This is a genomic window from Thiococcus pfennigii, assembly GCF_016583835.1.
GTDB classification, from domain to species: Bacteria; Pseudomonadota; Gammaproteobacteria; order Chromatiales; family Chromatiaceae; genus Thiococcus; species Thiococcus pfennigii.
This window is the reverse complement of sequence record NZ_NRRW01000020.1, coordinates 24,430-37,804: the sequence shown is the minus strand read 5'-3', so window position 1 is coordinate 37,804 and position 13,375 is coordinate 24,430. Positions and strand designations below refer to the sequence as shown.

At 58.6% G+C, this 13,375-nt stretch carries 10 protein-coding genes and 1 pseudogene; all 11 read right to left on the bottom strand.

Annotated features, from left to right (window positions below):
• Positions 1-83: 83 nt before the first annotated feature.
• Positions 84-941, bottom strand: coding sequence for a PIG-L family deacetylase (locus tag CKO41_RS08785; RefSeq protein WP_200250048.1), 858 nt, complete (start codon positions 939-941; stop codon positions 84-86).
• The gene (locus CKO41_RS08780; protein ID WP_200381860.1) at positions 934-2,607 is read right to left on the bottom strand and encodes a VanZ family protein; all 1,674 of its coding nucleotides are present in this window, start codon (positions 2,605-2,607) and stop codon (positions 934-936) included. The genes CKO41_RS08785 and CKO41_RS08780 overlap by 8 nt, the downstream gene beginning before the upstream one ends.
• 1,267 nt (positions 2,608-3,874) lie before the next feature.
• Positions 3,875-4,102 (bottom strand): annotated as a pseudogene (locus CKO41_RS19120) (ISAzo13-like element transposase-related protein); the annotation flags it as partial.
• Positions 4,103-4,135: 33 nt separating this feature from the next.
• Positions 4,136-4,564: a hypothetical protein gene (locus CKO41_RS08770; protein WP_200250046.1), complete on the bottom strand. Its 429-nt coding sequence runs from the start codon at positions 4,562-4,564 to the stop codon at positions 4,136-4,138.
• Positions 4,565-4,621: 57 nt separating this feature from the next.
• Positions 4,622-5,698 carry a glycosyltransferase family protein gene (locus tag CKO41_RS08765; protein ID WP_200381859.1) on the bottom strand — a complete coding sequence of 359 codons (1,077 nt, stop codon included), beginning with the start codon at positions 5,696-5,698 and terminating at the stop codon, positions 4,622-4,624.
• Positions 5,699-5,714: 16 nt separating this feature from the next.
• Positions 5,715-6,908, bottom strand: coding sequence for a class I SAM-dependent methyltransferase (locus tag CKO41_RS08760; protein ID WP_200381858.1), 1,194 nt, complete (start codon positions 6,906-6,908; stop codon positions 5,715-5,717).
• Positions 6,909-7,553: 645 nt separating this feature from the next.
• Positions 7,554-8,693 (bottom strand): class I SAM-dependent methyltransferase, encoded by a 1,140-nt coding sequence (locus CKO41_RS08755; protein ID WP_200250041.1) that lies wholly within the window; start codon positions 8,691-8,693, stop codon positions 7,554-7,556.
• 95 nt (positions 8,694-8,788) lie between these two features.
• Entirely contained in the window at positions 8,789-10,024 is a 1,236-nt protein-coding gene (locus CKO41_RS08750; RefSeq protein WP_200381857.1) for a methyltransferase domain-containing protein, read from the bottom strand.
• Positions 10,025-10,057: 33 nt separating this feature from the next.
• Positions 10,058-11,083, bottom strand: a complete 1,026-nt coding sequence (locus tag CKO41_RS08745; RefSeq protein ID WP_200250039.1) for an NAD-dependent epimerase/dehydratase family protein — start codon at positions 11,081-11,083, stop codon at positions 10,058-10,060.
• Positions 11,084-11,086: 3 nt separating this feature from the next.
• The gene (gene rfbF, locus CKO41_RS08740) at positions 11,087-11,857 is read right to left on the bottom strand and encodes a glucose-1-phosphate cytidylyltransferase (protein WP_200250038.1); all 771 of its coding nucleotides are present in this window, start codon (positions 11,855-11,857) and stop codon (positions 11,087-11,089) included.
• A 119-nt stretch (positions 11,858-11,976) separates the two neighbouring features.
• Complete coding sequence (locus CKO41_RS08735; protein WP_200381856.1) at positions 11,977-12,870, bottom strand: XrtA system polysaccharide deacetylase; 894 nt, start codon at positions 12,868-12,870, stop codon at positions 11,977-11,979.
• Positions 12,871-13,375 lie beyond the last annotated feature (505 nt).

Below are 13,375 nucleotides of genomic sequence, written 5' to 3'. Positions count from 1 at the left end.
CTATCAACCCTCGATGAGGCACGGGGCTTCGACGAGTTACCAACAAACAATACTGCTGGGGCCAACTTCCAAATCCACGCACCTCACCGTGATTCGCGTGCCGCTGTTCGAGGGTAACTTGTCCGACGGAAGATCTCAACGCCAGTATAGAAGATTTCCAGAAAATCTCCGTGCGCCACATCTGATAGGGTTGGCCATCTTGCGCTCCCATTCAACCGCTCGACTTGTGACCTATATGCGCAGAGCGCCGCTCGCTTCCGCGCCAAAACGCTCCCAACCCGCACTCTGGTACGACAACCCAACGCGACTTCCGTCACGTCCCGCACCGTCTTAGGTACTTGGAACAAGCCACGCGCACCGGGACGCACCGCGTCAGCCCGCACCCAAGGCCAGGAATTCCACAACCACACGGGATATTCAAACAACATCAACGGGCGCTTGGCGCGCTCTACGGCGTCTCGCACTATTTCGTTCGTCGCGACGTGATCAGCAAGGGCATCGCGCCGATGCGGCACATACACCTCTAGCGGCGAATGTCGGCCGAGAATATCGACAACCCGATCGCAGGCTGCACCGCGATGCAGCTGCAGCCGGTGGTCCTCGAAATCAAGAAACAGGTAATCACTGGCAGCTAGCCCGAGACGCACCCCCGCCTCCTTCGCTTCCGCGCGCCGCATTCTCACGAGCTCGTCTTCGTCAATGAACCCCCGATGCGATGCTCTACCATCAGTCATCACCACCACCTTGATAGGTGTGCCCGCCTGCGCCTTTAGGGCTATGACCCCACCGCAACCCAATACTTCGTCGTCCGGGTGTGGAGCAAAAACAATGGCACTACGAGAACTGACGTCCTCTGGCGACGCAGTCACACTCAAGCGCTCGTTCAACGCCAACAGGCCATCAACCGCCAGTTGACGCCACCTCCAATCGAAGTCATACACTGTCAAGGCGCTCCGTCGAGAGGATGTTCGCAGCCCAAGAGCCGAACAGAAGCGTCGAAGTCGTGACCATGCTCAAGCCGAGGAAGATGTCCCCCATGCTAAGGCCATCTCGACCTCCGCTTCCCCAGACCCAGGCCAGACCAATTACTGACAAGAGGACGCCAGCAACCAACAGCGCCCCCCCCTTCGCCGACCTGCCGCTACCCAAGGCGATGCTCACCCCAAGCATTACGCCCATGGGAACAAAGATCAACCCGAAATAGACTATCTTATAAGAAACCCACCCCCGAGAGCCGAGGTCCACTTGGGAGTAGATCTCCGTGCCAGGCTGCGACGCCAAGCGCCAAAGCGCAGCGCCGGGGTTCACGAGAACAAGATTCGGCATCTCTAAAGCGAACGTTTCGTCTGGCCTGTCCACATACACGCGCAGAAACTGGCCGTCGTAGGTCACAATTATTTGATGAGTGAGATCGTCGACGAATACATTCGGTAGCCTTAACTCCGGGTCACTACCGTTTTCGCCGCTAGTCCGGGTCCGGAGTCTTAAAATTAGGTCGGACTCCTCTTGCCCCAAAGTGAGATTTCGTCGCCAGGGACTCTCCGAAATCGAAATGATCCGTGCGGGACCCGTCTGGGATCCTTCCGTTGCTGCGACTGCAACGCTCAAGGTGAACTCGGATGTAGCACGAACCGAGTTCGCCAAAGGTGTCGCTGCACGGGCCGTTTCTAGCCAGCTGTAGGGATCCACCCGAGCCCCTTCCTCGCCCGTGCCGGCAAAATCTGCTCGCCTGCCAGATTCCCCATCGGTCTCGCCGATGTCTCTTCGGCTTCGCCAGGCCAGATTCGGGAGATTCCCTGCTCGGTCCGGATACGGCCCGCATCCACTCAGGTCGTATTGAGCGATCAAGCGATCTCCTAAAGAGGCCCAAGCGAACCTGCCGGAAAAGACACCCTCTACGCTCTGCCGCGACAATGCCTTATTCGCAAATACCAACTCCGACACGACTCCTGTCCAAGGCCGATCCCCTGTGTGCTCGTTGCCAATCATCAAAGGGAAGCTTTCATCCCATCGATCAAGATGACCGCTGGTTGCGATCTGGGCAGTAACGAGACAGGCAGCCAAAAAATACGCAATAATTGCGATCTTTAGCCTCTCCAAGGTGAAATGGCTGATCCCACCCCGTGGCCTGGCGGACAGCAAAGCACAAACCTTGTTCTTGGAGACCTGGAACAGAAAGTACCCTACTACGCCCCCAAGTGCATTTGCCAACAAGTCGGCAAACGCTGGGCACCTAGTAGGAAGAAACATCTGAAGAAACTCGACCGCGGCAGACACAAAGGCGCTGATGAACAAGACGCCCCAAACTTTGGGCGCGTCGCTCCACGGCGCCGCCCGCGACAAACATCCTAGGCCGAAGCCCAGGGGCAGGAACAGGACGACATTATTTAGTACATCGAGCACATCCCAGTCGTAGGCCGTAGCAACTGACGGGGGATCGAATATATGGGACCCAAGGTGGAAATTGAAGGGAAACAGGGTTGCGAGTAACACAACCGAAAGGGCTCCGCCTATAACTCCGAGCCCAAATCTTCTCAGAAGAATGTGCTCGTAAACGCTTTCTAAATCGGCCAAGGGCGTGCCTTCTTTGCGCACTTGAATAGCCACGCTGCCCTCGGGGTCACGGCCACGCCAAGGCGATCTCGAGAATCGTTACAGGCTCGTTTGTGTCGATCTGCGAAAGGACTGGAGAGCAGTGCACCGACCATGTTGTACCGTCATCCTTTTTCATATTCGGCTAAGTTAAGGGCACCTTGAAAAATTCAAGGTGCCCGCGCGGGGCAAGAATGCCCCGCCGTTTTCAGTCGCCCAAGCGACTGAAAATGCAGCGGAGCGGAAGTTGCGCTTTCGCTTCGCGTCTTGGAAGATTGCCCTGATGGCGATTTTTCAAGATCCCGTCAAATTGGATTCACAAGTCATCGTTGCCACGGCGCGTCGCACTCGCGCGGGCTCCTCAAGAAAGCCTGAGACCGACCCACAACGGTGGTATTCTCTCTAACGAGCATGTAGACGTGGCGGCACCCCGAAAATAAACCTGCATCTTGCACGGTGATCAAAGCGGTGTCCGTGCAACTTTGCCATCATGATGACGTTCTGTTTGTTCACGCGGAGCCAACGTGGCGCCCGCTACCTCTGGCCGGCACGAGATGAGGTCTGCCATTGCGACGCGTAACACGAAGCGACTACACGGCTGGCCTGCGGATCTCTTCTGGCAGCTCGCCTCGCCGCCGAAGTACGAAAGATCCGCTTCCGCAGGGCCGGCCTCGGCCGCGCGTGGCGGAAAGCCGTTCAGCGTCACCTCGGCACCGCTTGATCAGGCGGTGCTCCTGTCGATATCAGGCAACGCTGCTGTGCGCTTCGAACGTCACCGCCAACTTGTGCGGCCCGCTCACAGCGATGGAAAGAGCCGACAAGCTCCGTATAACTGTCCGGCCCGCTTTTCGGATGGATCTATTGGTCTTAGCGCAATTTGTCTCCGGTTGATTTTCGGCAAGCTCGGCAGGTGGCGACACCCGGCGACCCCAAATCCATGGGATTACGAGTAGGGAATCATCTGCGGCGTGAACACCTGGCCCAGAACCCTCGGGAATCACGCCCAGCGAGGGACGCTAAACGGTTACGTCTACGCGGCCCCCCGCCCTCGTCCGGCGGAGAAGTCACTGTGGCCCGCCGAGTCCGGACGGACTTAGCCGGGCACGCACGGCTGCCCGGCAAGAGAAAGGTCGCCTTTACCGCGCAATACCCCTTGCCATCTTTCAGGGTGCCGTCACGCCTGCATGGGCCTAAGCCGCCGTCCGCAATTAAGGGCACCTTGAAAAATTCAAGGTGCCAGCGCGGGGCGAGGATGCCCCGCCATTTTCAGTCGCCTAAGCGACTAAAATGAAGCGAAGCGGAAATCGCGTTTTCGCTCCGCGTCTTGAAAAATTGCCCGGATGGCAATTTTGCAAGGTCCCCTGAAGTCGCCGACGGGTTCCTTTTTCTTGGCGTCCACCGAAGTCACCGGCTGAGCGCACGGCTGATCGGCGTTTACCTGCGCGTTGATGTACTTGAATTGGGCATCGCGATCCTCGTGATCGCTGCCTTCGCGGGTCTTGAGGTTGGCCTGAAGGCTGTATAGCCGAGCCTGTTGAGCAACTCACAGGCTTTCTGCCGACCAACCGGATGCCTCTGCATCCTGAGCGCTTCGAACAACTGGGCGCGTGCGCTTGCATGTCCAGTGCAGCGCCGATTCCGGGTTGCCGGGTGTCGTCGGCTCGACCAACTGCTCCAAACGCGATAGCAATTCCGGGTCTTTTTCCGTCGCCGCCTTGCGCCCGGCTCCTGCGTGGCGAACCCGACCCCGGCGCAGAGCGCCGCCCGGCCGCCTTTGCCCCAACTCGTCCAAGCCTTGATCGATCGTCGTCCGCGACAGCCCCGTTGCCCGCGCCGCCGTCGAGATGCCCTCGCGACCGAGTTCCGCAGACTCCACAGCCACCCACAAGCGATGCTTGCGCTCGTTCAACAGCCCACTTAGCCGCTGATACTCCCGCCAAATCGACTCCTCGTCAACGGCATCCGTATCCATGGTTTCGCATCCGAAGCCTGTTTGTTCGAGTGATTCGCGGACGACCGCTAAGTCAATTCATAACAGAATTGGTAGGATAGCCTCCGCCGCTTCATCTGCACCGTCGGCAGAAATCGGCAATGGCGATGGCGCCTCCCACAGTCTTTGCAAGTGAGCCGACAGATCGCCGCCTTGCCAGTCGCGCTGCTCCAGCGGCTCAGCGCGACCAACCGCCTTCAGCCACTGCACCAAATACGGCACCTCCGGCCAGCCAGGGCGCGCCAGATAGAGCACTGGCAGGCCGGCGCACGCTGCTTCGACGAAGCTTCCGTAGCCAGGCTTGCAGATCAGGGCATCCGACGACCATAGGGCATTCACGTATGGCACTCCCAAGGCCTCGAAATCAACGGTGTCTGGATGTCTGCATCCCCAACTTCCCGGAACGATAAGGCGCACCCCGGGAAACCGGGGCCAGTCGGCCCATGGCGGACAAAGCTCCATGCCTCCGAGCGACACCATGACCAGGCGTTCATCCTCGCGTAGCCCCAAATGCTCAGCAAACCAGGCGCGACAGTTCACTCCGCAGTCGGAGATCGGCCCCACGACGCGGCCATTGGTGAGCGTTCGCATCGGCATACTCGGCGTCGGCCGCAAGAACAGTGCCGCCGACGAATAGGCTCGTCGCATCTCATCCAGTAGCACGCACGCCTCAGGGCGTGCTGAGAAGTAGTGCGCATAGATATCCATCCAGTTGATAGAACACAAGGCTACGGCCGGCAACTCGGCACGTTGCGCCGCGGCCAGCGGCAGATAGGGCGCGTTGGCAAGCACCAGATCGCCTCCGAGGTCAACCAACTGCCGTGCCTCCTCGGAGACCCGGCGTTCCCAGCCGTCGTGGAATCTCTGATAGGCCTGCGCACTTGCTTCCAACGCAATTGCCTGAGCATTTTCCTGCACCATACCGACATCGGTCACCGCCGGAACGATCCGCGCTTCGGCTCCAAAGCGTTCGCGCAACTTGAAGGCCGGCGCGGAGGTGCGCAGGGTTACTCGAAGACCCGGCAAACGCTCGCATAACGCCCGAACCACGGGGGCAGTTTGCCCGATGTGGCCGAACCCGTGCGACGATAATGTAACGACGAGGTGTCGCGCCATTGCATGTGCCGTGAAATCAAACCGTCGAAATATTCAACTCGAGGCCCAGTTCGCGGATAGTTGCCGTGATCTCCTTCTCATACAATGGATTCATTATGAGGACGTCCGTCACGCGTTGGCTGCGCAGAAACTCCGCTGGCACGACCCTCTGCCCGGTAATCGGTACGTAACGCCCCTGCTTGTGCGGATTGACATCGACCACGTATTGAATCTGGTCGCCGAACTCCTTTAGAACATTCAGGAAGGTCACACCCTTCGAGCCCGCGCCCCAGACTACAGGCCGGCGCCCTTCCCGCGTCAACGCTGCTAGCCGGTCACGCCAAGCGCGGACGCTAGCGCCGTACTGGTCGGCGAACGCATCGGCATGAAGTCGGACTTGCGACGGCATCTGATGCTCCGACAGGGTCACGAGAGATTGCCCTGCCCCGGCCCGGGCTTCCACCCAGATGAACTGCCCACCGAATGCCTCATCGCCGGCAACCACATCATAGCCGGCACGTTGAAATACCGCGACCAGGGAGTGTAGCGTGAAGTACGAGCAGTGCTCGTAGATGAGATCCCAAATACCCAAATCTTTCAGTGTGAAAAGCGCGTTGGGCACTTCGCAGTAGATGACGACGTCTTTGCGATCGGCGATCGTACGGCGCAGATCCACCAGAAAATCGATTGGTCGATCGATATGCTCCAGCACGTGTCGAAAACAAAGAAAGTCAGGCCGGCATCGCGCGGCATACTTCTCCGTGTACAGGTCCTGGACATAGGCTATCTCAGCGGTGTCGCTCGTTTGCACGCGGTCAGGCTCAAAGCTGCGGTCGAACCCGTAGCCGAAGTTACCTCCCGCCTCGCACAGCATGCGCAAGAAGTCGCCCTTTCCGCACCCGATCTCCACGATTCTCTTGCCGCGCAGGTCGTATCGGTCAACCAATCGCTGCGAAAGCCTTCTCGCGTAATCGTTAAACAAGGGAGAGTAATGCAATGAGTTATCGTAGGCCGTTCCATAGTCCGCGAGGTCCGGATCGTGTTCCTTGTTGAATACATGGGCGCACGCCTCGCAATAGGCGACACCGAGCGGCCCGTGCCGCGCCGAGCGCGCCTGCCGCTCTTCCGGCCATAGCACGTTGCAAAGGACCGGGGCCGCGTCGATTCGCAATAGGTCGTTTATCTGCGTGCCGTCACAGACAGGACACCGCGTTACGTTCTCCGGTCCCATGCGCTTGTCACTCCCGACCAACGAAGCCGCCGACATCATGAGGGCAACACCCAGACGGCATCCCGCGCGGGGTTCGCCCGCCCGGGGGAAACATCTAAGATCGAACCACGCATGCGGTTCTGCCCCCGGCTAAAGGTCGCGATTTTCGAGGGAGGCCTCGCCCAGGGCGAGGCAAGACCCTTCATTAGCACGACATTCAAAACGCCCGATCGAGCAGGGCATCGTAGGCAGAACAAACGCATCAAACTTCCCAAATATTCTAAAGGTATAATAACCTATGTCGTTTTCGTCGACTGGAGCCTTGAAGCGCCCCATCGAACACGTTTCGCGTTTCGGCGAATCCTCCGGTTAGTACCAAGAAGCCTCAGGGCAAAGTTCCTCGCACGAACAATGCGGAACGAACGATCAAGTTTGCACTCAGCAGAACCTCCGGCAATCGCGTGGGTCGCAGCTATCGGCGCCATCTATATTAGGAGCCGTTGATGCGTTTGCCCTGGCATCGTAGGCGGCCTTGGCCACTCACCGCCCTACCCAGCCCGCTATTGCCTTCTCGCTTCTGGCGGCCAGCCGCAGCTAGACCGCACCCACCGCGCAGCTGCGCAGAGGCTGCGACAATCCCAGGGTCGCGACACGTACCCATTCAAGTCATAGCGTACACACTTCTGGTCGAAGCCCCATTGCATCGAGATCGCCAACAACCTCATCTCGGTAGACCGGGTTCATAACGATAACCAAGTCCGGACGGTAGGCTCGAAGGGCTGCGGGGGCCAAGATCTCCTGGCCCGTCACCGGCAGAAAGAACCCCTGGCGATGAGGATTGATGTCCACGACATACTCGATCTGTTCGCGAAGACCGAGCGTCGTCAGAAATGCAACCGCCTTTGAGCCAGACCCCCAGAGGACAGGCTTCCGTCCGCTCGCTGCGGCCGCTCCGACTCGCTGCCTCCAAGCGTTTACCTTGGCAGCGAACTTCTCCGGAAACCCCGCGACGTACGACCTAAGCGCAGCCAAGTCATCTTCCTCCGGCGCGACGGGCTGCGGGCTCCCACAAGAAGGCTTCGCCTCAATGGTCAAATATTGGTCCGAATACTCCGTGGCGAGATGGAGCACTTCGAAGCCACTGCGGCGAAACAGGCGACCCACGGACCCGGGGCTGAAGTAGGAGCAATGCTCGTAATAGATGTCCTCAAGCGCGCAATCGCGCAAAATGCGCGTCGCCTCGGGAACCTGGAAGAAAACGACGACATCCGGGCGGTCGCCGATCGCACGCCTCACCATGCCGAGGAAGTCAGCCGTACCGTGAATGTGCTCCAACGTCATCTTGCAACAGACGAAGTCGCCTTCGACATCGGCGTACTTCTCCGAATAGAAATCCTTCACGAACTCGACGCCCGCGCCGCTCAACCCCGGCAGCCGGCCCTCGCGGTATCCCGGATCGAACCCGACCCCATGATTGTCGCCAAGTTCCGCAAGCAGGGCCAAGAATTCACCCTTACCGCACCCGATTTCGAGGATCCTTTTCCCTCGCAATCCATGGCGCTCGATAAGACGCGTAGCAAGGTCGCGATGAAATGCGCTAAAGGTCCTCGAGAAGCCTTGAGTCTCTTCGTAACGCCCTGAATACTCCGTCAGTCGCTGCTCGAACGCGACATTGGAGACGAAACCGCAGGTGTCACAAAAGCCCAACGCGATGCTTCCACGCGGGTATGCCACGGCCTCCTCTAATGAGGCGAGGAGGATACAGCTATTGGTGGGCACATTGTCCTGCCGGTGGAAGACGCGCATCTGCTGCGTCTGGCAACTAGGGCAAACCACCGAATGCCCACGTGCATTGGGCCCCGTTGTCATTCCCACCGTCGCCGTTTCCGCCCTACCGACCATCACAGGATCCTCAGTTCCGGAATCGGAACGATGAAACGACCGCCCCGCTCCCGATACTGCGCCTGCTGTTCTAGAATCTCCTCAGCAAAATTCCATGACAGCAAAAGCGTATAGTCGGGGGTCTCCGTCAGCAAACGCTCGGGAGAAGAGATCTCAATGTGCTTACCTGGCATATAGGAGCCCTGCTTATGAACGTTCCGATCCACGACGAAATCGATCAGGTCCGGGCCGATACCGATGTAATTGATCAAAGTGGCTCCCTTCGCCGCGGCGCCATATGCAGCGATCCTGTGGCCGCCCTGGCGGAGTTCCCGCAACAATGCCAGCAGGTCGCCTCTCAGCGCTTCCACCCGTCGCGAAAAGTTTTCGTAGAAAGAGAATTGATCAACATTTTCCTGCCGCTCTCGATGGAGGAGGTCATGCACCCGCGCTGTCACCCTCTCTGTACGTTCCACGTAGAGCCTAAGCGAGCCTCCATGGATATCAAGCCGCTCGACGTCATTGAGATACAAGCCGTGGCGTCGGAATAGTCTGTCCAGCGCCGTGACAGAGAAATAACACAAGTGCTCGTGGTAGATCGTGTCGAACTCGCAATGATCAATGAGATCTTTTACGTACGGCACTTCCAGCACAGCCACGCCGCTGTCTTTGAGCAACAGCCCGATGCCCGCCACAAATCCATTCGTATCCGCGACATGCGCGAGCACATTATTACCGTGGACCACGTCCGCCTGCCGGCCCTCAGCGGCCAAAGACCGCGCGAGGTCTGCGGTGAAGAAGGTATTTAATGTCTTGACCCCCACGTTCTCTGCCGCCTTTGCCGGACCCTCGGCCGGATCAATGCCCAGCACTGGAATCCCTCGGTCGACATAGTTCTTCAGGAGGTAACCGTCGTTGCTTGCGAGTTCAACCACGTAGCTACTCGCGTCGAGCCTGCGACTCGCGATCAGGCTCGTTACATTGTCGCGCGCGTGGCGCAGGAGGGCGTCCGAAAAAGACGAATAATAGGGGTACTTGTCGCAGAAGAGCGTCTCCGGCGGTACTGTCTCGAGGATCTGCATCAAAGCGCAATTAGGGCAGAACGCTACCTGCAACGGGAAGGCCGGCTCAGGCTCGCCCAAGTGTTCCGGCGGGATCAGGCGATCAGCCAAAGGCATCACACCCAGGTCAAGAAACAGTCGAAGCCCGCGTTCACCGCACGATCGACAAGCTACCAATTCGCCATTCTGAGTCACGAGGTGGAACCTCCGTTTTTTCCCTAAAGATAATCAGGTTTTCCAACGCAAGTTCGCGTCCAGCAGGCCTTCTTCTACCAAGGCCTTCATGTGGGCGATCCGCATAAATCGCGGCCCCTCGAAATCCTCCAGTTGGAGCCCAATCGTCTTGTAGGCATGGTAAAGCTGCTCCACACCTCGACGAGCAGTCCACTGAGGCTTGAACCCGTGCAAGGCCCGTGCGATCTTATTGCAATCCACGCGATAGCAACGCTTATCCGGCCCCGCGTCCGCGGCAAACTCCACGCGACTCCCCGGCACGATCTCCTGGACGATTTCCGCTAGCTCCCGGATTTGATAATTCTCGGTGGTCGTCCCGACGTTGAACGCTTGGTCGTGTACGGCTTCCCGGGGCGCCTCAAGTGCCGCCAAGTAAGCTCGACAGATGTCGTCGACGTGAACGATGGGGCGCCAAGGCGTACCGTCACTCTTGAGATAAACGCGCCCCGTGGTGAAGGCCCAGGCCGTCAAGTTGTTTACCACTAGGTCAAAGCGAATCCGCGGCGAAAGGCCGTAGGCCGTCGAGGCCCGCAGATATACAGGACTGAACGCGTGGTCTGCCAGCGCGTGAAGCGCTTCCTCGACCCGAACTTTTGAAACGCCGTAAGGCGTTACTGGATTGAATGTGGCGTCTTCAGTCAGAAAATTATCGCCCGAGGCACCATAATTGCTGCACGAGGATGCGAACAAGAGGCGCGGGACGCCAGCGGCCTTGGCGCATTGCGCCAGGCGAATCGACCCGGCCGTGTTAATATCTTCGGTCAGCCTCGGGTCATAGTCGCCCAATGGGTCATTAGAGAGCCCGGCGAGGTGAATGATCGCATCGAACCCCTCTAACATCTTCGCCGACACGTCCCGCACATCCATCTGGGTCGTCGGGATGTCGCGAACAGGCTCGACAAAGGTGCAGCGCGAGAAATAGTTGCTGTCCAGTCCCTCCACATCATGGCCCGAAGCAACGAGCATAGGAACCAGTACGGTCCCTATATATCCGGCAGACCCGGTTACCAATACACGCATATCCTAACTCCAGAGCTTCCAGGGTGGGGTTCCGGTATCCCACAGCGTTTGCAGTATATGCTTTTCCCGGAGAGTATCCATACACTGCCAGAATGACGAGTGCTTGTAGGCGTAGAGCTGACCATCCCGTGCCAGGTTTGTCAGAGGATCATGCTCGAACATGGTTTCATCCCCTTCGATGTAATCGAAGACCCCTGGCTCGAGGACGAAAAACGCCCCGTTGATCCAGCCCTCCGCAGTTTGCGGCTTCTCGGTGAAGGCCGTCACCTTCTCGCCCTCGAAGCCGAGGTGCCCGTAGCGCGCGGGCGGCCTGACGGCGGTTAGCGTCGCCAGCTTTCCGTGGCGTCGATGGAAATCCAGGAGTGCATCCAGATCGACGTCCGAGACACCGTCGCCCCAGGTCAGCATGAAGGTGCTCTCACCGAGCCACGGCCTGAGCCGCTTGATCCGGCCACCCGTGAGGGTTTTCAGCCCGGTGTCAACCAAATCGACGACCCAGCCGACCTTTTCCTGTTCGTGCACCCGGATGTCACCCGTCCGCGTGTCGACAGTCATGTCGGCATTCAGCATGGAATAGTCCTTCATCCAGCGCTTGATGTGCTCTCCCTTATAGCCAAGCGCAATGACGAACTCGTCGAAGCCAAAGTGGGCATAGTGTTTCATGATGTGCCAGAGCATCGGATGCCCACCGATCTCAACCATGGGCTTCGGCTTGATCTCGGTTTCCTCTGCAAGCCGGGTCCCAAACCCTCCCGCTAAAATCGCCACCTTCATCGCTTTTCGCCTTTCTGTCAGTGTCAGTGTCAACGCCTGAGTTCTGTACGAGAGCATATTGGACCCCAGCGGCCGATACGGATCGGCGCGTACTGGGACCTGCGCGTCAATTTTCGTGTCTAAATGCCAGCTACAACGCCTTTTGGAGAAGCAACCGGTCCGTGTACCTCTTCCACGGTGCATTCGCTGAGAACATCGGTCGCGGGGGCGAAGGCGAAGTCAGACAACAGCCGACGCAGCCGCGCCTCACAACGTACGAGATTCGTGTAGTGACGGAGTTTCGATCGCCAACTCGCCGGAATACGGGGTTGGTCGGGGTCAATCTCCCAGGGATGCAGGTAGAAGTTGCAGGGCATATGATTCGCGCGATTGATGTGCCGAATAGCGAAGCGCGTCAAGGCGTAAGGATAGATCCGGAAATATCCCCCGCCGGCAATGGGAAGTCGATGGCCGAAGATCTCAAACGTGGATGGCGGGAACTCAATGAGTCGCGACATGCTCGGCGTCGTCATCGCGTAGGGCCATCTCCTGCCGCCCGGGATCCCGTAACGGTCGTGATAGATAGGGAAAATGCTCGAGTCGTACGAGAACTCGAGTTCCGCAAGTACGTCTAACGCCCACAGAGAGCGCGCTGTAATCGAATAACTCGCTGCCCGATAGCCCACGACCGGACGTTGCGCCTGATCCTCCAGGCACGCTTTGGCTCGAATCGTTTCGGCCCGGAACTCCCGGCAGGTCTGAGTATAGATCTCTTGGTGGGCGTAACCGTGACACGCGATCTCATGGCCCCGTTCTGCGATTTCTTTAACCAAACGCGGACACCGTTCCGCGATCCAACCGAGGACGAAGAATGTGGCCTTGACATTGAACTCGGAGAAGATGTCAAGAAGCCTGTGCGTATTGTGCTCCACACGCAACGGGAACCGGTCCCAATCGGCGCGATGGATGTGCGTCGAGAACGCTCCAACTTGGAAATAGTCCTCGACATCAACTGTCAGTGCGTTGCGGATCATCGTACCCTGCTTGACTACGGAATATCAAAATGCCACAAACCTGACGCCGCGAACTGCGTGGCAAAGGATTGCTGAAGACGCACCCTGCGCGAGGGCCGGGAGTCCTCGAGCGCGAAGGGGGCCACAAAAATCACGGATCTACCGGCATTTCAATCGGCCGATTCAACCCAGTATGAGAGGGCTGAAGCAGCTGCGCCGTGGGTTCTTGGCTCCACCACCCTGTGAGATGCGAGCTAGCGAGGGAACTGGGCGGTCGCCCCCGACGTGGCCCGTATGCGCTGAAGCATCGCTGGCCTCGTCGAGGCATTCTCACCTGCAAGATCGATACCTTGCGGAGCTCGAGACGGCACGTCTCCGCCCGAAGAGCGCGGCACCGAAAATTGCGCGGAAGAAGGCAGACCGAAGTTCTTCATCGCCACTCGACCGCCTTGCAAGCAATTCTGCCAGTCGCCAGGGGGTCAATTAGGCCTAGATCATGGCTGCGACCAAGGCACGCCATGATGTT